General features: G+C 71.5%; 28 protein-coding genes. 13 read left to right on the forward strand and 15 right to left on the reverse strand.

The window, feature by feature from the left end; genetic code table 11:
• Positions 1–133 precede the first annotated feature (133 nt).
• From IW249_RS17380 to IW249_RS17400, 5 genes are all read right to left on the reverse strand, one after another.
• Entirely contained in the window at positions 134–973 is an 840-nt protein-coding gene (locus tag IW249_RS17380; RefSeq protein ID WP_196921715.1) for a hypothetical protein, read from the reverse strand.
• 170 nt (positions 974–1,143) lie between these two features.
• Complete coding sequence (locus tag IW249_RS17385; protein WP_196921716.1) at positions 1,144–3,213, reverse strand: 3-hydroxyacyl-CoA dehydrogenase NAD-binding domain-containing protein; 2,070 nt, start codon at positions 3,211–3,213, stop codon at positions 1,144–1,146.
• Positions 3,210–4,403, reverse strand: coding sequence for a thiolase family protein (locus IW249_RS17390; protein ID WP_196921717.1), 1,194 nt, complete (start codon positions 4,401–4,403; stop codon positions 3,210–3,212). The genes IW249_RS17385 and IW249_RS17390 overlap by 4 nt, the downstream gene beginning before the upstream one ends.
• A 258-nt stretch (positions 4,404–4,661) precedes the next feature.
• Positions 4,662–5,990 (reverse strand): ribonuclease D, encoded by a 1,329-nt coding sequence (locus IW249_RS17395; RefSeq protein WP_196921718.1) that lies wholly within the window; start codon positions 5,988–5,990, stop codon positions 4,662–4,664.
• Between the two features lie 95 nt (positions 5,991–6,085).
• Positions 6,086–6,658 carry a DUF3000 domain-containing protein gene (locus IW249_RS17400; protein WP_196921719.1) on the reverse strand — a complete coding sequence of 191 codons (573 nt, stop codon included), beginning with the start codon at positions 6,656–6,658 and terminating at the stop codon, positions 6,086–6,088.
• Between the two features lie 138 nt (positions 6,659–6,796).
• Here IW249_RS17400 and hemE point away from each other — a divergent pair, with 138 nt between their 5' ends.
• From hemE to hemQ, 3 genes are read left to right on the forward strand one after another with little or no spacing between them, the layout of a single operon-like run.
• On the forward strand, positions 6,797–7,894 hold the full coding sequence (gene hemE, locus IW249_RS17405) for a uroporphyrinogen decarboxylase (RefSeq protein WP_196921720.1): 1,098 nt from the start codon (positions 6,797–6,799) through the stop codon (positions 7,892–7,894).
• 3 nt (positions 7,895–7,897) lie between these two features.
• Complete coding sequence (gene hemG / locus IW249_RS17410; RefSeq protein WP_196921721.1) at positions 7,898–9,361, forward strand: protoporphyrinogen oxidase; 1,464 nt, start codon at positions 7,898–7,900, stop codon at positions 9,359–9,361.
• Positions 9,358–10,059 carry a hydrogen peroxide-dependent heme synthase gene (gene hemQ, locus IW249_RS17415; protein ID WP_196921722.1) on the forward strand — a complete coding sequence of 234 codons (702 nt, stop codon included), beginning with the start codon at positions 9,358–9,360 and terminating at the stop codon, positions 10,057–10,059. The genes hemG and hemQ overlap by 4 nt, the downstream gene beginning before the upstream one ends.
• Before the next feature lie 136 nt (positions 10,060–10,195).
• Here the strand turns inward: hemQ and IW249_RS17420 are convergent, their stop codons facing one another.
• The 5 genes from IW249_RS17420 to IW249_RS17440 all read right to left on the reverse strand — a co-directional run bounded on the left by IW249_RS17420 (position 10,196) and on the right by IW249_RS17440 (position 13,887).
• Entirely contained in the window at positions 10,196–10,684 is a 489-nt protein-coding gene (locus tag IW249_RS17420; RefSeq protein ID WP_196921723.1) for a GNAT family N-acetyltransferase, read from the reverse strand.
• Positions 10,685–10,776: 92 nt separating this feature from the next.
• Entirely contained in the window at positions 10,777–11,877 is a 1,101-nt protein-coding gene (locus tag IW249_RS17425) for a lytic polysaccharide monooxygenase auxiliary activity family 9 protein (protein ID WP_196921724.1), read from the reverse strand.
• Positions 11,878–11,994: 117 nt separating this feature from the next.
• Complete coding sequence (locus tag IW249_RS17430; protein WP_196921725.1) at positions 11,995–12,450, reverse strand: GNAT family N-acetyltransferase; 456 nt, start codon at positions 12,448–12,450, stop codon at positions 11,995–11,997.
• Positions 12,451–12,474: 24 nt separating this feature from the next.
• Positions 12,475–13,416: a DMT family transporter gene (locus IW249_RS17435; protein ID WP_196921726.1), complete on the reverse strand. Its 942-nt coding sequence runs from the start codon at positions 13,414–13,416 to the stop codon at positions 12,475–12,477.
• 210 nt (positions 13,417–13,626) lie between these two features.
• On the reverse strand, positions 13,627–13,887 hold the full coding sequence (locus IW249_RS17440; RefSeq protein WP_091400670.1) for a metallothionein: 261 nt from the start codon (positions 13,885–13,887) through the stop codon (positions 13,627–13,629).
• A 155-nt stretch (positions 13,888–14,042) separates the two neighbouring features.
• Between IW249_RS17440 and IW249_RS17445 the strand changes: the two genes are divergently transcribed.
• The 3 genes from IW249_RS17445 to IW249_RS17455 all read left to right on the forward strand — a co-directional run bounded on the left by IW249_RS17445 (position 14,043) and on the right by IW249_RS17455 (position 15,840).
• On the forward strand, positions 14,043–14,318 hold the full coding sequence (locus tag IW249_RS17445; RefSeq protein ID WP_196921727.1) for an isoamylase early set domain-containing protein: 276 nt from the start codon (positions 14,043–14,045) through the stop codon (positions 14,316–14,318).
• Positions 14,319–14,426: 108 nt separating this feature from the next.
• Positions 14,427–15,167, forward strand: coding sequence for a lytic polysaccharide monooxygenase (locus IW249_RS17450; protein ID WP_196921728.1), 741 nt, complete (start codon positions 14,427–14,429; stop codon positions 15,165–15,167).
• 64 nt (positions 15,168–15,231) lie between these two features.
• A complete protein-coding gene (locus IW249_RS17455) occupies positions 15,232–15,840 on the forward strand; it encodes a DUF305 domain-containing protein (RefSeq protein ID WP_196921729.1) in 609 nt (202 codons plus the stop codon).
• Between the two features lie 61 nt (positions 15,841–15,901).
• Here IW249_RS17455 and msrB read toward each other — a convergent pair whose 3' ends face one another.
• Positions 15,902–16,306 carry a peptide-methionine (R)-S-oxide reductase MsrB gene (gene msrB, locus IW249_RS17460; protein ID WP_091400676.1) on the reverse strand — a complete coding sequence of 135 codons (405 nt, stop codon included), beginning with the start codon at positions 16,304–16,306 and terminating at the stop codon, positions 15,902–15,904.
• A gap of 47 nt (positions 16,307–16,353) precedes the next feature.
• Between msrB and ligD the strand changes: the two genes are divergently transcribed.
• A complete protein-coding gene (gene ligD / locus IW249_RS17465) occupies positions 16,354–17,391 on the forward strand; it encodes a non-homologous end-joining DNA ligase (protein WP_196921730.1) in 1,038 nt (345 codons plus the stop codon).
• 63 nt (positions 17,392–17,454) lie between these two features.
• On the opposite strand, the gene IW249_RS17470 is transcribed toward ligD, so the two are convergent.
• The 4 genes from IW249_RS17470 to IW249_RS17485 form a co-directional block, all read right to left on the reverse strand.
• On the reverse strand, positions 17,455–18,549 hold the full coding sequence (locus tag IW249_RS17470) for a hypothetical protein (RefSeq protein WP_196921731.1): 1,095 nt from the start codon (positions 18,547–18,549) through the stop codon (positions 17,455–17,457).
• Positions 18,546–19,112 (reverse strand): RNA polymerase sigma factor, encoded by a 567-nt coding sequence (locus IW249_RS17475; RefSeq protein WP_196921732.1) that lies wholly within the window; start codon positions 19,110–19,112, stop codon positions 18,546–18,548. Before IW249_RS17475 ends, IW249_RS17470 begins: the two co-directional genes overlap by 4 nt.
• Positions 19,113–19,237: 125 nt before the next feature.
• On the reverse strand, positions 19,238–19,693 hold the full coding sequence (locus IW249_RS17480; protein WP_231392558.1) for a MarR family winged helix-turn-helix transcriptional regulator: 456 nt from the start codon (positions 19,691–19,693) through the stop codon (positions 19,238–19,240).
• Complete coding sequence (locus IW249_RS17485; protein WP_196921733.1) at positions 19,690–20,538, reverse strand: MBL fold metallo-hydrolase; 849 nt, start codon at positions 20,536–20,538, stop codon at positions 19,690–19,692. The genes IW249_RS17480 and IW249_RS17485 overlap by 4 nt, the downstream gene beginning before the upstream one ends.
• A gap of 82 nt (positions 20,539–20,620) precedes the next feature.
• On the opposite strand from IW249_RS17485, the gene IW249_RS17490 reads away from it, so the two are divergent.
• The 6 genes from IW249_RS17490 (at position 20,621) to IW249_RS17515 (ending at position 24,149) form a co-directional block, all read left to right on the forward strand.
• A complete protein-coding gene (locus IW249_RS17490; protein ID WP_196921734.1) occupies positions 20,621–21,871 on the forward strand; it encodes an HNH endonuclease signature motif containing protein in 1,251 nt (416 codons plus the stop codon).
• A gap of 120 nt (positions 21,872–21,991) precedes the next feature.
• Positions 21,992–22,621 carry an HIT family protein gene (locus tag IW249_RS17495; RefSeq protein ID WP_196921735.1) on the forward strand — a complete coding sequence of 210 codons (630 nt, stop codon included), beginning with the start codon at positions 21,992–21,994 and terminating at the stop codon, positions 22,619–22,621.
• A complete protein-coding gene (locus IW249_RS17500) occupies positions 22,618–23,232 on the forward strand; it encodes a YdeI/OmpD-associated family protein (RefSeq protein WP_196921736.1) in 615 nt (204 codons plus the stop codon). The genes IW249_RS17495 and IW249_RS17500 overlap by 4 nt, the downstream gene beginning before the upstream one ends.
• A 106-nt stretch (positions 23,233–23,338) precedes the next feature.
• A complete protein-coding gene (locus IW249_RS17505) occupies positions 23,339–23,773 on the forward strand; it encodes a DUF2975 domain-containing protein (RefSeq protein ID WP_238662171.1) in 435 nt (144 codons plus the stop codon).
• Positions 23,773–23,988: a helix-turn-helix domain-containing protein gene (locus IW249_RS17510; RefSeq protein ID WP_196921738.1), complete on the forward strand. Its 216-nt coding sequence runs from the start codon at positions 23,773–23,775 to the stop codon at positions 23,986–23,988. The genes IW249_RS17505 and IW249_RS17510 overlap by 1 nt, the downstream gene beginning before the upstream one ends.
• Positions 23,985–24,149, forward strand: coding sequence for a hypothetical protein (locus tag IW249_RS17515; RefSeq protein WP_196921739.1), 165 nt, complete (start codon positions 23,985–23,987; stop codon positions 24,147–24,149). The genes IW249_RS17510 and IW249_RS17515 overlap by 4 nt, the downstream gene beginning before the upstream one ends.
• The last annotated feature ends 56 nt before the right edge of the window (positions 24,150–24,205 follow it).

The following is a 24,205-nucleotide window of genomic DNA, read 5'->3' on the forward strand; positions in this document are numbered from 1 at the left end:
GTTAGCGCAAGGGCAAAGTATTGGCGGCCCCACGGGGTGACCGCCGCGACGACGGCTGCCGATCGGCGCGCTTCAGGAACAGCAGCAGGGCCCCGGCCACCCGAGGGTGGCCGGGGCCCCGGTCTCGTACCGATCAGGACTGCTGCTCGACCTGGCCCCGGATCGTGGCGAACTCGGCCTTCGCCTGGTCGGCGGTCTTGAAGTACATCACCACCATGCCCAGGCTGCCCCGGTCGGCCCACACGCAGATGCCCAGCGGCACGGTCTCGGCCTTGCCGTCGCCGCAGCGCGCCTCACCGCCGAGCGGGCCGGCGTCGACGGCCGCCATCTCGCCCACGGTCAGCTGCTTGGACAGGCCGTCCACATAGGCGTCGAGCTCCTTCTTCGGGTCCGTCAGCAGCCCGGACACGCCCGTGATCATGACGAGATCCTGCTTGGTCGGGTCACCGTAGAAGGCGGCGACCGTGCTCGTCGCGTTCCCCGCAGCCGTCTTCATCTCGTTGACCGCCTGGTCGGCGGCCGTCTGAAGCTCCGGGTTGGTGAGCTTCGGCCGGCCGGCGAGGGTGGCCGGCGCGACCACCCGGGTCTTGCTGGCATCCACAACGGCGCCCACGTCGTCCTTGACGGCGAACCAGGTGATCGCCACGCCGCCGAGGCAGAGCACCAGCACCACTGCCAACACGATCAGCACGATCTTGCCGACGTTCGACTTCTTCGCCGGCGGCGGGCCGCCGGCCAGGTTCGGGTCACCGTACGGCTGACCCGGCTGCGCGGGCGGGAAACCCGACTGCGCGGGCGGGAAGCCACCCTGCGCCGGTGGGAAGCCCGGCTGCGCGGGCGGGAAGCCACCGGGCTGCTGCGGCTGTCCCTGCTGCTGTGGCGGCGGCCAACCGCCAGGCTGCTGGCCCGGCTGCTGCGACGGGTCGGGGGAATCGTGCGGCGGGCCGTAGGGATTGGCCGGCGGCTGGGACATCAGTCAGCTCCAAGATGGGTGTGCAAAACGCGTGATCCTAACCCGGTGCGGAGTCCGTCGTTGTCCCTGCGGAAACCCGCAACCGGCGATCGACTGATCACAAACGGTCGCGGTGGCCGGGCCGTCCACGAGGGACGGTCCGACCACCGCGACTGTGGTAACGCTATCGATCAGGCCGGCAGGCTCGCCGCGCCACGCGGCAGGAACCGCTGGCCGGTGACCCGCTCGGAGGTGCCGGTCCGGTCCAGGTACGGCGTGACACCGCCCAGGTGGAACGGCCAACCGGCGCCCAGGATCATGCACAGGTCGATGTCCTGCGCCTCGGCGACCACACCCTCGTCCAGCATCAGCCGGATCTCCTGCGCGAGCGCGTCCAGCGCGTTCTGGCGTACCTGCTCGGCGGTCAGCGGCTGGTCACCCACCACGAGCAGCTTGGCGACCTCTTCGTTGACCTGGTCGTCGACCACGATCGGTTGGCCCGAGTCGGCGATCCGCTTGAGGTTCTCGCTGACCCCGAACCGGTCCGGGTACGCGGCGTGCAGAGTGCCGCCCACGTGGTACGCCACGGCCGGCCCGACCAACTGGAGCAGGGCGAGCGGGCGCATCGGCAGGCCCAGCGGGTCCAGTGCGCTGTTCGCCACGTCCAGCGGCGTCCCGGCGTCGACGGCGGCGAAGACGGTGCCCAGGAAGCGGGTGAGTAGCCGGTTCACCACGAACGCCGGTGCGTCCTTGACCAGCACGCTCGACTTCTTGAGCTGCTTGCCGACCGCGAACGCGGTGGCCAGCGTGACGTCGTCGGTGCGCTCGCCCCGGACGATCTCCAGCAGCGGCAGCACCGCCACCGGATTGAAGAAGTGGAAGCCGACCACCCGCTCGGGGTGCTCCAACTCGGCGGCCATCTCGGTGATCGACAGCGAGCTGGTGTTGGTGGCCAGCACCGCCTCCGGAGAGACGATCTTCTCCAACTCGGCCCAGACCTGCTTCTTGACGCCCAGGTCCTCGAAGACCGCCTCGATGACGAAGTCGGCGTCGGCGAAGGCGCTCTTGTCGACAGTGCCGCTGACCAGGCCGTACAGCTTGGCGGCGGTGCCCTTGTCCATCCGGCCTTTGGTGACGGCCTTCTCGATCTGGGTGTGCACGTAGCCGACGCCCTTGTCCACGCGGGACTGGTCGAGGTCGGTCATCACCACCGGCACCTGGAGGCGGCGGGCGAACAGCAGCGCCAGCTGGCTGGCCATCAGACCCGCGCCGACGATGCCGACCTTGGTGATCGTCCGGGCCAGGCCCTTGTCCGGTGCGCCGGCCGGGCGCTTGGCCCGCCGCTGCACCAGGTCGAACGCGTACAGGCCGCTGCGCAACTCCTCGGAGAAGACCAGATCCGCGAGGGCCTCGTCCTCGGCGGCGGTGCCGGCGGCGAAGTCGCCGTCCTTCGCCGTCTCCAACAGGTCGAGCGCCCTGTACGCGGCCGGGACCGCGCCGTGTAGCCGCTGGTTCAGGGTCTCCCGGGCGAAGTAGAGCACGCCCGCCCACATGTCCTTGTCGACCTCGGGCCGGGTCACTGTGACCTGACCCCGGACCACGCCGGCCGCCCACTCCAGGGACCGCTCCAGGAAGTCCGCCGGCTCCAGCAGGACGTCCGCGATGCCCAGCTCGGCCGCCTGCTTCGGCTTGAGCATCTTGTTCTGCATCAGCGGGTTCTGGATGATCACCTGGGTCGCGGCGGGGATGCCGATCAGGTTCGGCAGCAGCTGCGTGCCGCCCCAGCCGGGCACCAGACCGAGGGAGACCTCGGGCAACGCGAGGGCCGCCGCCCCGCCGGAGAGCGTCCGGTAGTGGCAGTGCAGCGCCAACTCCAGGCCACCGCCCATCGCCGCGCCGTTGACGAACGCGAAGGTGGGGACGCTGCTGTCCTTGAGCCGGGCGAAGACCCGGTGGCCGAGCCGGCCGATCTCCAGCGCCTGCGCGCGGTCGGCGAGCTGCGGCAGGCCGACGATGTCCGCGCCCACGCAGAAGATGTACGGCTTGCCGGTGACCGCGATGAACGCCGGGTCGGCGGCGAGCGCGGCGGTGATCGCCTCGTCCAGGCTGGCCAGCCCACCAGGGCCGAAGGTGTTCGGCTTGGTGTGGTCGAAGCCGTTGTCCAGGGTGATCAGGGCGGCGGGCCGGTCCAGCCCCGGCACGTTCACCTGGCGCAGCAACGCCCTGGTGACGACCTCGTTCGGTGCGGCGAGCGCGCTCACTTAGCTCCCTCCCAGTGCGGGTTCTCCCAGATGACAGTGCCGCCCATGCCGATGCCGATGCACATCGCGGTGAGGCCGTAGCGGACCTCGGGGTGCTCGGCGAACTGGCGGGCCAGCTGCGTCATAAGCCGCACGCCGGAGGAGGCCAACGGGTGACCGATGGCGATCGCGCCGCCCCACGGGTTGACCCGTGCGTCGTCGTCGGCGATCCCGAAGTGGTCGAGGAAGGCGAGAACCTGCACGGCGAACGCCTCGTTCAGCTCGAACAGGCCGATGTCGTCGATGCTGAGGCCGGCGAGGCGCAGCGCCTTCTCCGTCGACGGGATCGGGCCGACGCCCATCACCTCCGGCTCGACTCCGACGAAGCCGAACGAGACCAGCCGCATGGCGACCGGCAGACCCAGCTCGCGGGCGGTGGCCTCGTCGGCCAGCAGACTCGCTGTGGCGCCGTCGTTCAGGCCGGCCGCGTTGCCCGCGGTGACCTTGCCGTGCGGGCGGAACGGGGTCTTCAGGGTGGCGAGCTTCTCCAGCGAGGTGTCCCGCGGGGCCTCGTCCACAGTGGCCAGACCCCAGCCGCCCTCGGCGTCGCGGATCGACATCGGCACCAGGTCGTCCTGGAGCTTGCCGTTGGCGTACGCCTTGGCGGTCTTCTGCTGCGAGGCGAGCGCGAACGCGTCGGTGCGTGCCTTGGTGATGTGCGGGACCAGGTCGTGCAGGTTCTCCGCGGTGGAGCCCATCACCAGTGCGGACGGGTCGACCAGCTTCTCCGCGATGATGCGCGGGTTGGGGTCGACGCCCTCACCCATCGGGTGGCGGCCCATGTGCTCGACGCCACCGGCGATGGCGATGTCGTACGCGCCCATCGCGATGCCGCTGGCCACCGTGGTGACGGCGGTCATCGCCCCCGCGCACATCCGGTCGATGGCGAAGCCGGGAACGGTCTTGGGCAGCCCGGCCAGCAGGGCGGCGGTGCGGCCGATGGTGAGGCCCTGGTCGCCGATCTGGGTGGTGGCCGCGATGGCGACCTCCTCGACCCGCTCCGGGGGCAGCTGCGGGTTGCGGCGCAGCAGTTCCCGGATGCAGCGGATCACCAGGTCGTCGGCGCGGGTGTTGGCGTACATGCCACCCGCCTTGCCGAACGGGGTACGGACGCCGTCGACGAAGACGACATCGCGAACTTCACGGGGCACTTGAGCCTCCTATTCGACCGTGATTCGGCCTTCGCGCCAGGCGGCACGCCGGACCGAACGAGGGTCGCGGACACGGGCACGTTTCCCTCGGATGCTACTCGCCAGTAACCAACCCCGTCCCCACCCCCCGCTGTGGCCCACCCCACACCCCACCGTCACCTTGGGATCGTCCAACTTCCGACGATCATGAGGTTGGCGGGGCTGTGGATCTCCTGGAGGCCCGTCAACCTCATGATCACCCGGGTTCGTGGGAGGGGGTCAGGGGAGGGGCGGGGTGGGGGTCAGGGCTTCGGTCAGGTCGTGAGTGAGGAGCCCGATCTGCCACTCGCGGGCGTTGAGGCCGCGCAGGGTCTCCGCGACCGAAGCCTCGGTCATCTCCTCCGGCGGGGTCCACGCCAGCCGGCGGATCGAATCTGGAGTGATCAGGTTCTCCGGCGGAAGGTTGTGCTCACCGGCGATGCGGATCACGACCTCCCGGCAGCGGGCCAGCCGACCGGCCGCCACCGGGTCCCGTTCGGCCCACCGGTGCGGCGGGGGCGGACCCTCCACGGCCGGCGAGACCGGCAGGGAATCCTCCGGCAGCTGCCGGGCGTCGTCGAGCGCGGCCAGCCAGGTGCGGGCCAGCCGACGGACCGACCGGCCGCCGAAACCGGGCAGGGTCAGCAGGGTCTTCTCGTCCTTCGGATCCAGCTCGGCCGCGGCGATGATGGCCGAGTCGGGCAGCACCCGACCGGGAGCGGCGTCCCGCCGGGAGGCGATCTGGTCCCGGGCGTACCACATCGAGCGGACCCGGGCCTGGGCCCGCGCGCCCCGCAGCCGGTGGATGCCCGAGGTGCGCCGCCACGGCTCCGCACGGACCCGGGGCGGACGTGCCCCGGTGCGGACCAGCGCGGCGAACTCCTCCGCGGCCCAGGCCGACTTGCCCTGCCGGGTCAGCTCGGCGTCCAGCGCGTCCCGCAGGTCGGTGAGCAGCTCCACGTCGAGGGCGGCGTACGTCAACCACGACTCGGGCAGCGGTCGGCTCGACCAGTCGGCCGCCGAATGGTGCTTCTCCAGGGTGAACCCGAGCAACTGTTCGGTGAGCGCGGCCAGCCCGACGCGTTCGAAGCCGGCCAGTCGAGCCGCCAGCTCGGTGTCGAACAGTCGGCGCGGACGCAACCCCACCTCGGCCAGACAGGGCAGATCCTGGCTGGCCGCGTGGAGGACCCACTCGGCCTCGCCGATCACCGCGTCCAGCGCGCTGAGGTCGGGCAGGGGCAGCGGGTCGATCAGCGCCGTGCCCGCACCGGCCCGGCGCAACTGCACCAGGTACGCGCGCTGGCTGTAGCGGTAGCCGGAAGCCCGCTCGGCGTCCAGGGCGACCGGGCCGGTGCCCGCCGCGAAGCGGGCCACCACCTCGGCAAGCTCGGCCGGGGCGGCCACCGGATCGGGGGTGCCGTCACGCGGGGCGATCAGCGGAACGGGCCCACCGTCGGCCGGGTCGGCCCCCTCGCCCGCCGGCTGCGGCTGGGCCGACGGCGGGTGCTGGGGTGCGTTTCCCGGAAGTTCTTCGGTGGGCCGACGGCGCAGGGGTGGTTCGTCGGTCACCTGCCAACCCTAGTGCGCGCGGAGATCCGACGGGTGCAGCCGGTCCGGCGTGTGTCGATCAGGTGTCCGCGAAGTGTCGTTCCGAGCGCCGAACATCAGGCCGCGCCGGCCGGGCGGCGGTCGGAGAGGGCCGTCACGCCCGGTGGGGGGAGGCCGGCGGTGGAGGCGAGCAGCGCGCACCAGCCGAGCAGGTGTGGGGTCAGGTCGTCGTCGATCGGCGTCCAGGACGCGCGGATCTCGATGTCACCGACGGTCGGTGGCCCGGCGAGGTCGCCGAACCGGGTCGACATGGTCTGCGTCACCGTCCCGCCGATCGCCCGGTGGCCGGCGTCCTGGGCGTCCAGCGCGTCGGTCAGCCACGTCCAGCCGACCCCGGGCAGCAGCGGGTCGGCGGCCAGGTCGACCTCCAACTCGGCGGTCACGTAGGTGACCAGCCGCAGGGTGCCCTGCCACGCCTCGTGCCCGACCGGGTTGTGCAGCAGGATCAGCCGGCCGGTCGCGACCTCGTCGTCGTCGCGCAGCACTGTCGCGGCGAGCGCGAACGTGTACGGGGCCAGCCGCTGGGGGGCGCCGACCTCCTCCAGGGTGATCTCCGGCCGGGGGGCGGCCGACCGCAGCCCGGCGACCGCTCGGGCGAACGTCTCCGGGAGCGCGATCGGGGGGGCCATGTCGGCAGCCTATGCCGCCGTCCGTCGCCCGCTTCGACGGCGCGCCGACGCTCAGCGAAGGGCACCGGGCGTAAGGAACGGTGCCCTTCCTCTCACCCCCACCCGGTTGGGGGTGGCGGGCGTGGCACGATTGCGGCGATGACCACGGACACCACGGGCACTGTCGCCCGAGACGGAGAATCCCGCCCCGGCGGACCGGCCGACTCGCCCTTCATCCGGGCCTGCCGACGTCGGCCCGTTCCGCACACCCCGGTCTGGTTCATGCGCCAGGCCGGCCGCTCCCTGCCGGAGTACCGGGAGATCCGGGCGAGCGTGCCGATGCTGGAGTCCTGCCGCCGACCGGAGCTGGTCACCGAGATCACTCTCCAGCCGGTGCGCCGACACGGCGTGGACGCGGCCATCCTGTTCAGCGACATCGTGGTGCCCGTCGCCGCGGCCGGGATCGACCTGGACATCGTGCCGGGCACCGGCCCGGTGGTCGCCGAGCCGATCCGCACCGCCGCCGACGTGGAGCGGATCCGCCCGATCACCCGCGACGACGTCTCGTACGTGGACGAGGCCGTCCGGCAGTTGGTGGTCGAGCTGGGCGACACCCCGCTCATCGGCTTCGCCGGCGCGCCGTTCACGCTCGCCAGCTACCTCGTTGAGGGCGGGCCGTCGCGCACCCACGCGAAGACCAAGGCCCTGATGTACGGCGATCCCGAGCTGTGGCACGCGCTCTGCGGCCGGCTCGCCGAGGTGACGTTGGCCTTCCTGCGGGTGCAGATCGAGGCCGGCGTCTCCGCCGTGCAGCTGTTCGACTCGTGGGCCGGCGCGCTCTCCGAGGCCGACTACCGCCGTTTCGTGTTGCCGCACTCGACCGCCGTGCTGAGCGGGCTGGCGCACGCCGGGGTGCCCCGGATCCACTTCGGGGTGGGCACCGGCGAGCTGCTCGGCGCGATGGGCGAGGCCGGGGCGGACGTGGTCGGCGTCGACTGGCGTACGCCGCTGTACGTGGCCACCGGCCGGATCGGCGCGGACAAGGCGGTGCAGGGCAACCTGGACCCGTGCGTGCTGCTGGCGCCGTGGCCGGTCGTCGAGGCCGAGGTACGCCGCATCCTGGAGCAGGGCCGGGCGGCCCCCGGGCACGTGTTCAACCTCGGCCACGGTGTGCTGCCGGAGACCGACCCGGAGGTGCTGACCCGGGTGGTCGCGCTGGTGCACGAGCTGTCCAGCCGCCGGGCCGACCAGGGCTGACCGGTGACGCGGCAGCCCTGGCGGGTGGCGGTTGTCGGCGGCGGGATCGCCGGCCTGGCCGCCGCGGTCCGCCTGCGCGACCGCGCACCGGCCGGCACCGAGATCACCGTGTACGAGCAGTCCGGTGCGCTGGGCGGAAAGCTGCGCACCGGGGAGTTGGCCGGCCAGCCGGTGGAGTTCGGCGCGGAATCGTTCCTGATGCGCGACCCGACCGGCGCCGAGAGCGCGGCGGTGGCGTTGGCCCGCCGGCTCGGGCTGGCCGAGAGGATCGTGCACCCCACAGTGGGGCAGGCCGCGTTGGTCGTCGACGGGGGGCTGCGCCCCATCCCGGGCGGCACCCTGGTGGGCGTACCCGGGGATCTGGATCGGGTGGCCGCTGTCGCCCGCCCGGCCGCGGACGCCGACACCGACGGCGGTCGGCCGCTGGTCGGGCCCGACGCGGACGTCTCGGTGGGTGCGCTGGTCCGGTCCCGCTTCGGGGACGAGGTGGTCGAGCGGTTGGTCGACCCGATGCTGGGTGGCGTGTACGCGGGCCGCGCGGACGATCTCTCCCTGGTCACGACGATGCCCGCGCTGGCCCGGGCGGCCCGGGTGGAGCACACCCTGGTCGGCGCGGTCCGGGCCGCGCAGGCCGCCGCGCCGCGTGCGCCCGGCGCGCCGGTCTTCGGCACCCTGGCCGGTGGGCTGAGCACCCTGGTCGAGGCGGCGGTGACGGCCAGCGGCGCGACGGTACGGCGGGACGCCGCAGTGCGCGAGTTGACGCCTACCGGCACCGGTTGGCGCCTCACCGTCGGCCCGACCCGCGACCCTGACGACGGCTCCAGGTCGCGGCGCGGCGGTAGACGCGCCGAGCTGGAGTCGTCGATGGTCGACGTGGACGCGGTGGTGCTGGCGGTGCCGGCCCGACCGGCGGCGCGGCTGCTCGCCGGCCCCGCGCCGGCGGTGGCGGCGGGCGTCGGCGCGCTTGACTACGCGAGCGTCGCCCTGGTCACCATGGCGTTGCCGCAGCCGCGACTGCCCGAGCTGTCCGGCTTCCTGGTGCCCAGCACCGAGGGCCTGCTGATCAAGGCGGCGACCTTCTTCACCACCAAGTGGGGGCACCTGCGCCGGCCGGACGGGTTGGCCCTGGTGCGCGCCTCGGTGGGCCGGTACGGCGAGGAGGCGCACCTGCAACGCCCCGACGCGGACCTGGCGGCCACCGTGCACCGCGAGCTGTCGGCGGTGCTCGGCACCCCGCTGCCCGCACCGGTCGACGGGCACGTGCAGCGGTGGGGCGGTGCGCTGCCGCAGTACGCGCCGGGGCACGCCGACCGGCTCGCCGCCGCGCGGACGGCGTTGCGGGCCGCGCACCCCACACTGGTCCTCGCCGGCGCCGGCTACGACGGCGTCGGCATCCCGGTCTGCGTCCGCTCCGGCGAGACGGCGGCCGAAGAGATCATCACAGCACTGGGAGGATCGGCGAGATGACCGAGCAGACCAACGCGGCCCGGTTGCGGGAGCTGAACGACAGCATCCGCTACACCATGTGGTCGGTGTTCCGGGCCAGCTCCCCGCTGCCGTCGCTGCGGGACAACGTCACCGGCGAGGTGGTGTCCCTCTTCGACGAGCTGGCCGGCAAGGACGTCGTGGTCCGAGGCGTGTACGACGTCTCCGGGCTGCGCGCCGACGCGGACGTGATGATCTGGTGGCACTCCGCGTCCCCGGACGCGCTCCAGGACGCGTACCTGCGGTTCCGCCGCACCACGCTGGGCCGGGCGCTGACCCCGGTGTGGTCGCAGATGGCGCTGCACCGGCCGGCGGAGTTCAACAAGAGCCACATCCCGGCGTTCCTGGCCGGCGAGGAGGCCCGCCCCTACATCTGCGTGTACCCGTTCGTCCGCTCCTACGAGTGGTACCTGCTTCCCGACGCCGAGCGGCGGGAGATGCTTGCCGAGCACGGGAAGATGGCCCGCGGCTACCCGGACGTGCGGGCCAACACCGTCGCCTCGTTCGCGCTCGGCGACTACGAGTGGATGCTCGCCTTCGAGGCCGACGAACTGCACCGGATCGTCGACCTGATGCGGGACCTGCGCGCCTCCGGCGCCCGCCGGCACGTCCGCGAAGAGGTCCCGTTCTACACCGGCCGCCGCCGCTCGGTAGCCGAGATCGTCAACTGCCTGGTCTGACCCACCCCACCCCTCCCCGCGATCTTGCACTTTCTGTCCCGACGAAAAGGGCATAAGTCGCGATCCGGCGACCGAAAGTGCAAGATCGCGGGGAGGGAAGGGGCGGGGAGGGCGCGGAGGCGTGGTGGGGGCGTGGTTAGAGGGTGCGTTGCATTACCTGTTCGCGGCCTACGCCGTCGGGTAGGAGATCGCCCAGCTCGTCGGTCTGCGTGAAGCCCACGCGCTCGTAGAGGGCCTTTGCGGGCGTGTTGTCCGGCATGACGCTGAGGCGCAGCCGGTCGGCGCCGCGCTCGTGGGCCCAGCGCGCCACCTCATCCACCAGGCAGTCGCCGACACCCTTGCCGCGGGCGTCGGGGTGCACCCACATCGAGATCAGGTCCATCATCAGCGGGTCCGCAGTCGGCACGCCGCTCGACATCCCGACCGGACTCCCGTCCAGGACGGCTACCAGGTTGTGTGAGCCGGGGATGCTCAGCCGGTCGCGCCAGCGTTGCTCGCGGTCGCCGTCGCCCTGCCAGTCGGCGAGCCGGGAGCCGAACGCTCCCGGCGCCTCGCTGAGGGCGGCCAGCCGCAGTTCGCGCCAGGTGGGCCAGTCATCGGGGGTGAGCACCCTGATCTCGATCATGCGGGGATGGTGCCCGGACGGACCGCCGGGCACCACCGCATTTCCCACCGGCCGGCGCCGCACCCCCGCCCGGGTGCGGCGCCGGACGGGGATCAACTGGTCGTCGTACAGGAGACCAGCGGAACTGGGTTGCTGCCGTTCCACGAGCCGAGGAAACCGAACGTGGTGCTCGCTCCGGCGGCGAGGGTGCCGTTGTGGTTGGCGTTACGTGCCGTGACCAGCGTGCCGCTGGCGCCGACCGTCGCGTTCCACGACGAGGTGACCTGCTGGCCGTTGTTGTAGTTCCAGCTCACCGACCAGCCCTGGGTCGGTGAACCGCCCGCTGTCACCTTCACCTCGGCCTGGAAGCCACCGGACCATTGACCGGTGACCTGGTACGTCGCCGTGCAGGCACCGGCCGGCGGCGGGGTCGTCGGCGGCGGCGTGGTGGGCGGGGGCGTGGTCGGTGGCGGGGTCGTCGGCGGGGGCGTGGTCGGCGGCGGGGTCGTCGAGCCGCCGCCGAAGTCGACGTCGCTGCACAGGTAGTACGACTGGTCCAGGTGGCTGGCCTGCCAGACGGTGTAGACGATGTGCCGTCCGGTGCGGCCCGGCGCGCTCACCGGGATCTGGATCGAGACACCACTGGGGTCCGGGCTCCACTGGGAGGCGGGCGTGTTGCCGATCTGGCCGGCCAACTCCAGGTTGCCCCAGCCGAGTGTTTGGCTGGCCGCGTTGAAGCCCTGCTTGGTCACGTACACCCGGATGTAGTCGGCGCCGTGACGGGCCTGGTCGACGAAGCGGAGCCGGAAGTTGTTCGACACCGCTGTGGTCTTCCAGGCGCCGATGGTGTCCAGCGCGTTGTAGCGCGGGCTCTGGGTGCGTCCGCCGCTGCAGAGTTGGCCGTCGGGGACGGCGGCCTGGTGGTTGCCCCCCACACCCTCGCGGTACAGGCCGTTCCAGTTCCACATGGCGGCCGGGTCGGCCTGCCAGGCCTGCCAGCACATCGGGTCCTCGGTGGCCATCCGCGGGTTCTGGAAGTCGCTGCCCCAACGTTGCCAGCAGCCGTAGTTGCGTGAGGCCGGGTCGACGACCGAACCGTGCGCCGAGGCGGGTTCGGCCCGCATGGTGGTCACTGCGGTCGTCAAAAGGAGCGTGGTGGTCGCCGCGATGGCGAACAACCAGAGCACGCGTCGTGATCGGGTGGGAGTGAACATGGAGCCCCCGGGGGGATGAGGTCGGACGTCGACACCCGGATCGCCGGGAGTTGCCCACTCCCGTGCCTGATCGCTGGCTCCCGCGATGGCTCTACCGGCACCATGCCAGCTCGATCGTCAGCCGTCAATGGCATCGCGCCGCATCGGGGTGTGCGGGATGCCGTCCTCGACGTACTCGGGGCCGCTCACCGCGAAGCCGTGCCGGGTGTAGAACGCGACCAGGTGCGACTGGGCGTCCAGCACGCAGGCCCGGTTGCCCACCACCTCCAGCGCCGCGGTCATCAGCCGGCCGGCGTGCCCGCCGCCGCGCGCCTCCGGGGCCACCACGACCCGACCGATCCGGGCGTCGCCGTTCGGGTCGGCCAGGATCCGCAGGTACGCCAGTGGCGCGCCGCCGTCGGTGAGCCAGAGGTGCCGGGTGCCCGGCTCGACGTCGCGCCCGTCGAGCTCCGGGTACGGGCAGTTCTGCTCCACCACGAACACGTCGATGCGCAGCTTGAGCAGGTCGTGGAAGGTGCGGGCGTTCAGGTCGGCGAAGGAGGCCGTCCGGAGCTCGGTGGTCTGTTGGGGCATCCACCGATGGTAGGTCGGGTGGGTTCACCGGGGTTCCGCCCGGTCGGGTGCCAGGTAGGTGGCGGCCACGGCGGTGAGCAGCAGGACGCCGCCGCCGATCACCGGCAGGGGGAGCGGTTCGTGTAGCAGGGCCACCGCCAGGGCCGCGGCGGTGAGCGGTTCGAGCAGGGTGAGCACGGCCGCGACGCTGCCCGGTGTGGTGCGCAGTCCGGCGTAGAACAGCGCGTACGCGACAGCCGTGGTTATCACGCCGAGGTGCAGGAGCAGCGCCACGGTGTCGAGGCGTACCGGCAGGCCGACCCCGGCGACCACTGCGAACGGCGCCAGGGTCAACGCGCCGACCACTGTGGAGATGGTGGTCAGCGCCATCGGCGCGGTGCGCTGCGACACCTGGCGGCTGATCAGGGTGGTGACCGCGTACCCGAGGCCGGAGCCGGCCGCCGCGAGCAGGCCGAGCAGCGGGGCGGGCGCCGCCGCGCCGGGGTGCTCGGTGGCACCGGTGATCAGGACGAGGCCGGCCACCGCCGCGACCAGCGTGCCGAGTCGCAGCGGGCCGGGGAGTCGGCGGGCGCGTACCGACTCCCAGGCCGCGGCGAGCACCGGGGCTAGGCCCAGGCTGACGATGGTGGCCACGCTGACGCCGGCCCAGGCCACGGCGGCGAAGTAGAGCGCCTGGTAGAGGCCGAGGCCGACGCCGGTGAGCAGCAGCGGTACGGGTGCGGCGCGCACTGTGGCCACTATCGTGCGGAGCCGGCCGGCGGTGCACGCCAGCAGCACGAGCGCGGCGATGGCGAGGCGGTGGAAGCCGATGCTCACCGGGCTGAGCCCGGTGCTCTCGCGCAGCAGTTGCACCGCCACGCCGGTGGTGCCCCACAGCACGCCGGTGACGCTGATCTGGATGAGGCCGCTGCGGGCGGCGTGGCGGGCGGCCGAGGCGGCCGGCAGCGAGGTACGGGTCGTGGACACGGGAGCGCTCCGAAGGTGAGCCGTTGACGGGGACGACGTCGACGGAGCGCGTACGACAGGGTGGCCGAGCGGGGTCAGGTCACCCGGTCGGCGAGAGGCGCGGCGCTCCGCTCAGGAGCGCGGCGGGGGCAGGACGCCCAGGAATGGCCGCATGGCGACGACCGTACCCCAGCGTGGCGGTCCGGAGGGCCCGCGGCCGGGCTGGCGCGGTCAGGCCGGGCGGGCGCCGACGGCGTCGCGGATCTCCGCGCCCACGGCGCCCTCGACGGCGCGGGCGCAGTGTGCGCAGCAGAAGAAGCGGCCGTTGACCTCGACGCCGTGCCCGACGATCTTGACCTGGCAGTGCTCGCAGATCGGTGCCATGCGCTGGATCGCGCACTCGAACGAGTCGAAGGTGTGCACGTCGCCGCTGACGGTGTGCACCTCGAACGCCATCCAGTAGTCGTTGCCGCAGACCTCGCAGGTTGCCACCGAAAACCTCCGTTAAGTGAACAAGTACCTACAGAATCCCCCCGGGTGCCGCGACGTGGGGCGGAACGCCGACGCCTGGCCATGTCGACGGCGTGTCGGCGTCGGCGTGTTGTCCGTTATGCCGGGTGAACCGCCGCAACCCCCGGAGGATCATCGTGATCAAGCGCAACAAGCTCTTCGGCAACCAGACCCGGGTCACCTTCTGTCTGCCCCGCGACGTCCCGCCCGGCCCGGTGAGTGTCGTCGGCTCCTTCAATGGCTGGCAGCCGGGCCGGCACGAACTGGTGGCCCGCCGCGACGGCACCAGGACGGTGACGGTGAAGCTGCCGCCGGGGGAGTACCGGTTCCGTTACCTCGGCACCGGGGGCGTCTGGTTGGACGACGAGTCGGCCGACCAGGTCGACGACCGGGGCTGCCTGCTCCGGCTCTGAGAAGAAAACTGCCGCCATCGATGGATTTATCGATGAGAGTCTTTACTGTTAACAATGTTTAAATTACCTTGAGGGCACCTCACCGCACCTGGAGAAGGAGCTGCCCCCATGCGTCGAAGAATCACCGTCCCGCTGGTGGCGGCGGGCGCCGTCGCCGCCACCCTCACCGTCGCCGCCCCCGCGCAGGCGCACGGATACGTCTCCGCCCCACCGAGCCGGCAGGCGCTCTGCGCGCAGGGCCGGGTGCCCGACTGCGGGCAGATCAAGTACGAGCCGCAGAGCGTCGAGGGCCCCAAGGGCCTGCGCAGCTGCAATGCCGGAATCGCCCAGTTCGCCGTCCTCAACGACGACAGTCGGGGCTGGCCGGCCACCTCGGTGGGTAGCTCGCTGACCTTCACCTGGGTGAACACCGCCCGGCACGCCACCAGCAACTGGGAGTACTGGATCGGCAACACCCGGGTCGGCGTGGTCAACGGCAACGGCCAACAGCCGGGCGCCACGGTGTCCCACAACGTCAATCTCGGCGGCTTCTCCGGCCGACAGAAGATCCTCGCGGTGTGGAACATCTCCGACACTGCGAACGCCTTCTACTCCTGCATCGACGTGCAGATCGGCGGCGGAGGGTCGACCCCGACCCCGACCCCCACCACCTCGCCCACCCCACGGCCCACCCCGACCGCCACGCCGACCACTCCGCCCGCGCCGGGCGGCAGTTGGACGACGGGCCGGGCGTACCAGGTCGGCGACCAGGTCACCTACGGCGGAGCGACGTACCGCTGCCGGCAGGCGCACACCGCGATCCCGGGCTGGGAGCCGCCGAACGTACCGGCGCTCTGGCTCCAGGTCTGACCGCACGGGTGCGGCCCTCTGGCTGCACCCGTGTCGCCGCCCTCGCGTGAACGGAGCCACCGGCATGCCCCGCCGTACCCCGCTGGCGTCAGTCGTTGCCGCTCTGCTGCTCATCGGAGCCTGCGCCGGACCGCCCACGTCGAGCCCGCCGACCCTGCCGCAGCCGGCCCCCGCCTCCCCGGCCGGCTCGGCGGCGGCCGGGTCCTCGGGCGTCGGGTCCGCAGTCGGGGCGGACGCGATGAGCGGGATCGACGTGGTGTTCCTGAGCACGATGGTCGGGCACAGCGAACGCACCCTGCAGATCGTCGGGCTGGTCCGGGACCGGGTGCGCGACGAGACGCTGCGCACCCTGGCCGCCGCCATCGAGGCGACCGAGGGCGACGAACTGGCCGCCATGCGCGGCTGGTTGCCCACGACCGGGCCGGGCGCCAGCGCCGCCGCACACCACCACGACGGGCACGGCGACGACGCCGCGCTCGACCGGCTGCGGACCGCGCCGGACGCGGACGTCGACAGCGTGCTGCGCGAGGTGCTCGCCGACCACCAGCGGTCGGCCGCCGACCTGGCCCGGTCCCACGTCGGCGTCGGACGCAACGAACGGGTCCGCGACCTGGCCCGGCGGATCGAGCAGTCCCGGACCGCCGAGGTCGAGCTGCTCAGGGGTACGCCCTGAGCAGCGGTCACGCCTTTAGCCCGGTCACGCCTTGAGTGCCGTCACGCCCTGGGTGCCCGGGTCAGCGGGGTTCCAGCTTGATGGAGACCGAGTTGACGCAGTGCCGGGTGTCCTTCGGGGTGAAGCCCTCGCCGTGGAAGACGTGCCCGAGGTGACTGTCGCAGCGGGCGCAGCGGATCTCCGTACGGGCCATGCCGAGGGTGCGGTCCTCGATCTCCTTGACCCGGCCCGGGATGGCATCGTCGAAGCTCGGCCAGCCGCAGTGCGAGTCGAACTTGGTGTCGCTGGAGAACAGCTCCAGCCCGCAGGCGCGACAGTGGTAGACCCCCTGGGTCTTCGTGTCCACGTACTCGCCCGTCCACGGGCGTTCGGTGCCGGCCTCCCGCAGGACGTGGAACTCCTCGGGGGTCAGTCGGACCCGCCACTCTTCGTCGGTACGGGGCAGCTCGTTGTCGTCAAGACTCACCCGTCAACGGTACGTCGAACGTCGGGGGCTTGGCATAAGGTCGCGGGATGGGTGGCACCAAGGCTGCGGCCGCCGAGGTCGAGGTGGCCGGGCACACCGTCCGGCTGAGCAGTCCAGATCGGGTGATCTTCCCGCAGCGGGGGTTCACCAAGGCGGACGTGTTCCACTACTACCTCGCGGTCGGCGACGGGATCATGCGCGCCCTGCGGGACCGGCCGACCACCCTGCAACGCTTCCCCGAGGGCGTCGAGGGTGAGGCGTTCTTCCAGAAGCGGGTTCCCACCCGGGGCGTGCCGCCCTGGGTGACGACCGCGCAGATCACCTTCCCGAGCGGGCGGAACGCGGCGGAGCTCTGCCCGGCCGACCTGGCGCACGTGGCCTGGGCGGCGCAGATGGGCACCATCGTCTTCCACCCCTGGCCCGTGCGGGCCGCCGACGTCGACCGCCCCGACGAGCTGCGCATCGACCTGGACCCGCAGCCCGGCACCGACTTCGCCGACGCGGCACGGGCCGCCGGTGAGGTCCGCGCGCTCCTCGACGAGCTGGGCGCGACCGGCTGGCCGAAGACCTCCGGCGGCCGGGGCGTGCACGTCTACCTGCGCATCCAACCCCGCTGGACGTTCACCGAGGTGCGCCGGGCCACCATCGCGCTGGCCCGGGAGGTGGAGCGCCGCAACCCCGACCTGGTCACCACCGCCTGGTGGAAGGAGGAGCGCGGCACCCGGGTCTTCGTCGACTTCAACCAGATGGCGCGCGACCGCACGATCGCCTGCGCGTACTCGCTGCGGGCCAACGCGCGGGCCACCGTTTCGACCCCGGTCACCTGGGACGAGCTACCCGACGTCGACCCGGACGACTTCGACCTGCGCACCGTGCCGGCCCGGCTCGCCGAGCGAGGTGATCCGCACGCCGGCATCGACGACGCACCGTGGGACATCACCCCGCTGCTGGAGTGGGCGGAGCGTGACGCCGCCGCCGGCCAGGGTGACCTGCCGTACCCGCCGGACCACCCGAAGATGCCCGGCGAGCCCAAGCGCGTGCAGCCGAGCCGCGCCAAGCGCCCTCCCGAGGACGAGAGCGCCTGAGCGCGCTGGGTGCCGGGCTGCCCGGGGTCGGCAGGTCGTCGTCCCCGAGCAGCCCGACGTCTGCTACTGCTCTGCGTTGCAGGGATTGAACATCTTGGGGTGGACAGGGCCGCCGGCGGCCAACCTGTCGGCGGTCTCCCAGAAACCGTCCGCCCAGTAACCGTCGATGTCGATCTGCTGGAGTGCCTTCCAGTTGTGGCTGCTGCGCAACGCGTCAGTTGCCCGCCGGAGAGCGTCCTCGTCGTTGCTCTCTTTCGCGCGCTTCCATTCGGTGATCCACGCGCAGCCGACCGGGCCGATCACCCGGATGCCGAACTGGGAGGGGTCGTTGATGCCCTCGACGTTCAGCGTGGCGGGGTCGAAGCCCGGAGGGAGCGGCACGTCGGCGAGCACCGCGGCCGCCCGCTCGTTCACCCGCTCCGGCGTGACGATCTCCGCCGGGAGCGAGGCCAGCCACGTACGGGCATCCACGCGGACCACACTGGCGAGAACCCGGTCGAAGTCGGCTCGCGTCCAGGCACCCACGGTACGCACCTCGACGAAGGACCCGTCGCGAGGCTTGAGCAGGACCTCGAACTCGCGCTCGTTGTATCGGAACAGATCACCCGGCCAGCGGTCGACCTGCACGGACTCCGGCTTGCTGACCTGGAGCCGATCCTTGTGACGCACGGCGTACTCGGTGGCCTCGTACCAGCTCATCCTGAGGCCTCGCTCACCCTTGCTGTAGGTGATGCTGCCCGTTCTCTTGGCGAACCCGTCGACGTGCTGTGCCTTCCAGCCGGGCTGGTCGACCAGCAGCCGCGGGTTCTGCTCGGCTGCCTTGAGCACCATCGCCGAGTAGGAGCCCATTCCCGGAGCCACGGAGCTGGAGCTCGTCTCCGGTGCCGCTTCCTGGCCCCCCGGCTGCCCGGTCTTCACCATCGAGATGCCGAAGACGACGGCGAGTACGGCGGCCGCGACGCCTGCGGTGGCGAGGCCCCCCGTCAGGCGGCGGCGCGGGCGGGAGCGCCGGCCCGGAGGCTCGGTGACGGATTCGAGGATCGGCGTGGACATGATCTCCTCCAGGAGTTCCTGTGCGGCCCCGCCGAGGTGCGCGATGACCTCGGGGCGGTACGGGTCGGCGTCGCGGACCCTCCGGTCGAACTGTTCGTCGGTCATCTGCCCTCCTCAAGGGCGCGTACGGCCATGACGTCGAGTACATGTCCGGGTGGGTCGAGGTCGTGACCGATGAGGTCTCGCAACCGGGCTCGGGCACGAGACAGTCGGGTACGGACCGCAGCCGGGTTCAACTCAAGGACCACGGCGACCTCGCGCGGCTCCAGCCCCTCCCAGAAGGTCAGCATCAGCAACTCCCGGTCCACCTCGTTGAGCCGGGCCAGCGCCGCCCGGACGGTGAGTAGTTCGGGCACCTCGCTGCCCGGGTCGACGGCGAGGGCCGACCGGAATCGTTGCCGCAGCCGGTCGCCAAGCCGCCCCCGGCGGGCCCCGCTGCGGTGGTGGTTGGCCAGCACCCGCCGAGCCACGCCGTGCAGCCACAACCGGACCTCGGCCTCCGGCGGCATCTCGTGGCTGCGCCGCCAGGCGACGAGGAAGGTCTCGGCGACGATGTCGGCCGCGTCCTCGGGCTGCTCGACGCGTCGCATCGCGTACGCCAGCAGTGGTTCGAAGTTGGCCGCGTAGACGCGTTGGAAGCGTTTCTCGTGTTCAGTCCCGGAGCTCACGTCTATTCCATGTCCGGTCCGGCGCCTCTCGTGACAGCGGTCGAGCCGAGAATAATCGCGGCACGCGGTCCGTCGATGTCACGAGCGACGTGAGCATCGACGGTTCGCACGTCCGCGGCCGTGCGTCACAGGCATGAGCCCGGGTCCACAGTGGTGCCGATGATCGTGAACAGCATCCGGCGGAACATGTCGACCTCGGCCTGGCTGAAGTCGGCCATCGCGCTGCGCTCCGCCTCCTCGCTGGCGCGAGCGACCCGCGCCCGTACGTCGTCCCCGACGGCGGTGATCGCCGGGATGCGTCGTCGGCGGTCGTTGGGGTCGGCGTGGCGTACGACGAGATCTTCTTGTTCGAGTCGATCCAGTTGGGTCATCAGCGTGGTCTTGTCGAGGCCGAGCGCTCTGGCCAGCTCGACCTGGGTCAGCCCCGGTGTCTTGTCGAGCGCGCTCAACACGATGTAGTCGCGCAGCTGGAGGCCGTGCTTCTCGGCCTGCTCGCCGGTCACCACGTGCATTCGTTGGGCGGCGCGATGCAACAGCCAGGTGATCTCGGAGTCGAGTGACGGCGCTGGTCCAGCAGTCATCGCGCCGCACCCTCAAGGAGCGGGATTCCCTGGTAGGCGCGCTGGTCGTGGGCGGGGACGACCTGCATCAACTCGGTCAATGCGGCCGATCGCAGGATGCCCTGTCGCACCTGCCCGGCGTCGCTGTCGGCGAGGGTCCGGAGCAACCAGGGGCGTTCCACCCTTCGCTGGACGCCGTCCAGTTGCCAGGTCAGGTCGCCGATGAACGCGTAGCGCTGCCCCGATGGAAGGGTCACGAACGCGACCACGGACCCCGTTGTGTGGCCCCCGGCCAGCGCCAACACCAGTGACCCGTCGCCGTGGACGTCGAAGCTCGCGGAGAAGCCGAGGTAGGCGGGACCCTCGAAGGAGTATTCGCGGATCTCGTGGCCGGGCGAGACGGCGCGGAAGACCTTGCCGTCACCGTCTTTGGCGGCGTACTCAAGTTCGCCCCGGTTCATCCAGATCGGGAGGTCGAGCGAGTCCAGGCCGCTGGCGTGGTCCCAGTGCGAGTGCGTCAGGAAGACTCCGCTGAGCCTCGTGCGGTCGTAACCACTGTCGTCGAGCTGCTCGCGCACCGTTCGGGTGGTCTGGAAGGGGGCGCGGGCGAAGCGCGGCTGCATGGCTACGTGTGCGGCGACGTTGGCCCCGAAGCCGGCATCGATGAGGAAGTCGCCGTTGGGGTGCTGCACGAGGATGGCGGTGGCCGCGAACTGCCGCTTGTCCCGGAACGAGCCGCCCCGAATGGCAAACGCCGCTCGGGTCTCGTAGGTGCCCGTGGGGAGCTGGTAGATCGCCATGTCCGGCGGCGGCGTCGCCGTGGGGAGGGCATCCGTCCACAGGTCGGGGGCAGGGAGGGATCTCATGACTAGATCGTATGGTCTCGGATCATCCGAGTCCAGACGAATCCGTGGCGGCGTTGTCGTACACCTGTTCTAGGATTTGTGTGTGATCGATGAGCTGGCACGGGCGGACAGTGCAGTGGCGACCTGCGCTGATGCCTCCGTCTGGGCGCTCTCCGAGCCTGACCTGATCGCGGCGCTCGACGCCACCCACCGGCTTCAGCAGCGGCTCGCGGCGGTGCAGCTGGCGGTCGTCCGGGAGTTGGACGGTCGGGGCACCGCGGTCGCGCAGGGCGCCTCCTCGACGGCGGTGTGGTTGCGCCACCGCCTGCGACTCGATGTTTCCGCCGCCCGTCGGCTGGTCGGCCTCGCCGCCTCCGTCGACGTGGCCCCACCTGCCGTGCGCGAGGCGCTGGCGAGTGGGGCGGTCAGCGTGGAGCAGGCCCGGGTCATCGCCGACACGGTCGCGACCGTGACGGCCTCCGCCGGGGCCGAGATCGCCGACAAGGCCGTGGGCGTGCTGGTCGATTGGGCCGCGAGATTCGACCCCGTGCTACTGCGCAAAGTCGGCACCCGCATCCTCGACCATGTCGCACCCGACGTCGCCGACGCCGCCGCTGCGGCGGCCCTGGCCGCCGAGGCCGCCCGGGCCGCCCGCGACCGGCACCTCACCATCTCCGAGCAGACCGACGGGCGGCTTCGGCTTAGCGGCACCCTCGACGCGGAGGCCGCAGCACTGCTGCGTGCCGTCACCGACCCGCTCAGCGCACCCACCGGACCTGACGACACCCGGTGTGCCGGGCAACGTCGCCACGATGCCCTCGCGGACGTGTGTCGGCTGGCGCTGCGTACCGGCGAGCTCCCGGAGAACGGCGGCGACCCGGCCCAGCTCGTCGTCACCACCGGCTACGACGCACTGGCGCGGCAGTTGGGTGCCGGCACCCTCGACATCGGCCTGCGGCTCACTCCCGGCACGGTGCGCCGGCTCGCCTGCGATGCGGCCATCCTGCCCGCCGTGCTTGGCGGTGCTGGGCAGGTGCTCGATGTGGGCCGACAACGTCGCCTCGTCACCGGCCCACTGCGTCGTGCGCTGGTGCTGCGCGACGGTGGCTGCGCCTTTCCGGGTTGCGACCGGCCACCCCGCTGGTGCGCCGCCCACCACCTCCGGCACTGGGCCGACGGCGGTCCGACCAGCCTCGACAACGCGGTGCTGCTCTGCGGCCATCACCACCGGCACATCCACCAGACCGAGTGGGCGGTTCAGTTGGGCCACGACGGCCACCCGGAGTTCGTCCCGCCGGCCTGGCTCGACCCCGACCAGATCCCGCGCCGCAACCACTACCACCGACGAACGTAGGCCGATCGGCATCCACCAGGCGGGAAAGCGGCTGGGGTGTGGGGCGGGCCTCCGGCGGTTGCCGCTCGGTGATGATCTGCCGTCGACCAATGTGGATCTTGTCGTACTAATCTGTGCCACATGGCCATGCGACCGGACGAGTTCTACGACCACGCGATCGCCGCCGCGGACGACGAGCACCGCCTTCCCCTGGCGCGCATGACCGGGTGGGAGATCAGTCCGTTCGAGCCGGACGGGCTTCGAGTGGTGCCGCTGCGGCCGCCGGTGCTCCCGGAGCCGGCGCGGCACGGCGAGGATCCGGCAGACTGCGACACCTGCCGCGATCGGGACGAAGGAATCTGGTTCAACGAGCGTTGGCGCTTGATCCGAATCCCGGGCGTGGGCGTCCCGCTGGTGCTCATGCTGTTGCCGCGCGACCACCACGACATGGAGGATCTCCCCGACGAACTGGCGGCCGAACTGGGGCTGCTGAGCACTCGGATCGCTCGCCACGTGCAGGCGCTGCCGAACATCTCGCGAGCCCACGTCTACCGCTTCGGAGATGGCGGCGCCCACCTGCACGTCTGGTTCTTCGCTCGGCCCGAGGGGCAGGCTCAGTTGTTCGGGTCGTGGCTGATCGCCTGGGACGACCTGCTGCCGGAGTACCCATCGGACGTGGCTGACGCTGACGCTGACGCCGTGGTAGACGCGTTGGTCGCGTCGCACGGCGGGCACCGGCTGTCGGACCCGGGGGATAGTTTGCCCGCATGACGAGCACCGAGCTGGCTGAGTTGGTCGTCGCGGACGCCGACGCGTTACGCGCATGGTTGGCGGCCAACCACGCCACGTCGCCCGGCGTCTGGCTCGCCCTGACCAGGAAGGGCGGCACGGTCACCACGGTGACCTGGCAGCAGGCGGTCGACGAGGCCCTGTGTGTCGGCTGGATCGACGGGCAGGCCCGTAAGCGGGATGAGGAGTCCTCCTGGATCCGGTTCACCCCGCGTCGGCAGCGCAGTTCGTGGTCCCAGCGCAACGTCGCCAACGTGGCCCGGCTGGAGGAGCAGGGGCGGATGCTGCCGGCGGGCCGCGCCGCTGTGGATGCCGCGAAGGCGGACGGGCGGTGGGCGGCCGCCTACGCCCCGCCGTCGGAGGCGGAGGTGCCGCCCGACCTGCTCGCCGCCATCGCCGCCGAGCCCGCCGCCCAGGCCATGCTCGATGTGCTCACCAAGGCCAACCGGTTCGCTCTCATCCACCGCCTCAATGCCGTCAAGCGGGCGGAGACCCGCGAGCGCAAGATCGGCGAATTCGTCGCCATGCTGGCCCGTCACGAGACTTTCTACCCCCAGAAGGCGAGGCCGGTGTCCGGGCCGACGCTGCCGTGAGTCGGAGTCGACACTGAGGCAACCGATTGACTTTCGATAGGTAACGAGCGAAACTCGATGCATGGTTACGGAGCATCGAGCGGTAGCCGCTCTCAGAGTTTTCCTCGTGGTGCTGTTCGGGGTCCTGGTCCTGTTCCAGACCTTCTCCCTGCCCGGGCAGTTCGCCCACATGGCCCAGGAATCGCCGCAGGACGCCTACCTCAGGTGGCCGGCAACGGTCGTGGCGGTGTTCTGGGTGCTGTGCGTCCAGGTCGTCATCGTCGCGACCTGGAAGTTGCTCAGCCTGGTCAAGAGCGACCGCATCTTCACCGAAGCGTCCCTGAAGTGGGTGGACGCGATCGTGTGGGCCATCGCCGCCGCATGGTTGGTGCTCGTGGGTGTCTTCCTCTATGTGGGGTTCAACGCGGACGACCCAGGGCTGCCGCTGCTGCTGTTCCTGCTGACGGTGGGTGTCAGCGTGCTGGGGCTCCTCATGGTGGTGATGCGGGCGCTGTTGCGGCAGGCCACCACCCTGCGGACCGACATGGAAGCGGTGATCTGATGCCCATCGTCGTCCGCATCGACGTGGAGTTGGCCAAGCGCAAGATGAGCGTCGGTGAATTCGCCGAGCGCATCGGGCTCACCCCCGCCAACGTGGCGGTGCTGAAGAATGGCCGCGCCAAGGCGGTCCGCTTCAGCACCCTCGAAGCGATGTGCCGCGTGCTCGACTGCCAGCCCGGAGACCTGCTGGAGTGGGTCGAGGAGGAAACCTCATGAGGTACGTCCTGACCGTCGCCGCCGTTCTCGTGGTCGCCCTCGGCGTCGCCGGCATCGTGCACGGGGAGGCCGACGACTCGCCGGGCCTCCAACTCCTGGGCGTCGTGCTGGTGCTCGGCGCGGTGGTGTTCGGCATCCGCAACCTTCGGGGCGGCAGTTAGCCGTCCAGGCGTGCTCACCGCCTGAGCTGACCCTTCCGTAATAACGATCATGTAAC

The sequence above is a fragment of the Micromonospora vinacea genome, from assembly GCF_015751785.1.
GTDB lineage: Bacteria > Actinomycetota > Actinomycetes > Mycobacteriales > Micromonosporaceae > Micromonospora > Micromonospora vinacea.

What these genes read in the sequence shown, in the direction of transcription:
- IW249_RS17420 (WP_196921723.1), bottom strand. Translation starts at nt 10,684, where the DNA reads ATGATCGAGATCAGGGTGCTCACCCCCGATGACTGGCCCACCTGGCGC.
- IW249_RS17380 (WP_196921715.1), bottom strand. Translation starts at nt 973, where the DNA reads ATGTCCCAGCCGCCGGCCAATCCCTACGGCCCGCCGCACGATTCCCCC.
- IW249_RS17450 (WP_196921728.1), top strand. Translation starts at nt 14,427, where the DNA reads ATGCGTCGAAGAATCACCGTCCCGCTGGTGGCGGCGGGCGCCGTCGCC.
- IW249_RS17430 (WP_196921725.1), bottom strand. Translation starts at nt 12,450, where the DNA reads ATGCCCCAACAGACCACCGAGCTCCGGACGGCCTCCTTCGCCGACCTG.
- IW249_RS17495 (WP_196921735.1), top strand. Translation starts at nt 21,992, where the DNA reads ATGGCCATGCGACCGGACGAGTTCTACGACCACGCGATCGCCGCCGCG.
- hemQ (WP_196921722.1), top strand. Translation starts at nt 9,358, where the DNA reads ATGACCGAGCAGACCAACGCGGCCCGGTTGCGGGAGCTGAACGACAGC.
- IW249_RS17455 (WP_196921729.1), top strand. Translation starts at nt 15,232, where the DNA reads ATGCCCCGCCGTACCCCGCTGGCGTCAGTCGTTGCCGCTCTGCTGCTC.
- hemE (WP_196921720.1), top strand. Translation starts at nt 6,797, where the DNA reads ATGACCACGGACACCACGGGCACTGTCGCCCGAGACGGAGAATCCCGC.
- IW249_RS17480 (WP_231392558.1), bottom strand. Translation starts at nt 19,693, where the DNA reads ATGACTGCTGGACCAGCGCCGTCACTCGACTCCGAGATCACCTGGCTG.
- IW249_RS17500 (WP_196921736.1), top strand. Translation starts at nt 22,618, where the DNA reads ATGACGAGCACCGAGCTGGCTGAGTTGGTCGTCGCGGACGCCGACGCG.
- ligD (WP_196921730.1), top strand. Translation starts at nt 16,354, where the DNA reads ATGGGTGGCACCAAGGCTGCGGCCGCCGAGGTCGAGGTGGCCGGGCAC.
- IW249_RS17400 (WP_196921719.1), bottom strand. Translation starts at nt 6,658, where the DNA reads ATGGCCCCCCCGATCGCGCTCCCGGAGACGTTCGCCCGAGCGGTCGCC.
- IW249_RS17515 (WP_196921739.1), top strand. Translation starts at nt 23,985, where the DNA reads ATGAGGTACGTCCTGACCGTCGCCGCCGTTCTCGTGGTCGCCCTCGGC.
- IW249_RS17470 (WP_196921731.1), bottom strand. Translation starts at nt 18,549, where the DNA reads ATGACCGACGAACAGTTCGACCGGAGGGTCCGCGACGCCGACCCGTAC.
- IW249_RS17425 (WP_196921724.1), bottom strand. Translation starts at nt 11,877, where the DNA reads ATGTTCACTCCCACCCGATCACGACGCGTGCTCTGGTTGTTCGCCATC.
- IW249_RS17510 (WP_196921738.1), top strand. Translation starts at nt 23,773, where the DNA reads ATGCCCATCGTCGTCCGCATCGACGTGGAGTTGGCCAAGCGCAAGATG.
- IW249_RS17485 (WP_196921733.1), bottom strand. Translation starts at nt 20,538, where the DNA reads ATGAGATCCCTCCCTGCCCCCGACCTGTGGACGGATGCCCTCCCCACG.